The organism is Photobacterium sp. R1, assembly GCF_054600795.1.
The window spans coordinates 1-311 of record NZ_BAAHZP010000342.1 but is presented as its reverse complement, the minus strand read 5'-3'; the positions used below and the strand labels follow the sequence as shown (position 1 = coordinate 311).

At 55.3% G+C, this 311-nt stretch carries 1 protein-coding gene; it reads left to right on the top strand.

The features are described from left to right. Window positions 1-311 (top strand): dicarboxylate/amino acid:cation symporter (locus ACYP03_RS25335; protein WP_459782578.1); only part of this gene is annotated, 311 nt, incomplete at both ends.

The following is a 311-nucleotide window of genomic DNA, read 5'->3' as shown; positions in this document are numbered from 1 at the left end:
CATGTTCGCCTTCTCCACCGCTTCTTCCAATGCCACAATCCCGGTAACAATGGAAACGGCGACCAAACGTCTGGGTGTCAGCAATAAAGTCGCTTCGTTCACTGTCCCATTGGGCGCGACCATCAACATGGATGGCACCGCCATCATGCAGGGTGTGGCAACGGCCTTTATTGCGCAGGCTTTCAATATCGACCTGACCATGGGCGATTACATGGCAGTGATCATGACAGCGACACTGGCCTCAATCGGTACCGCCGGTGTGCCTGGCGTCGGGCTGATCATGCTGGCGATGGTATTGAATCAGGTAGGTC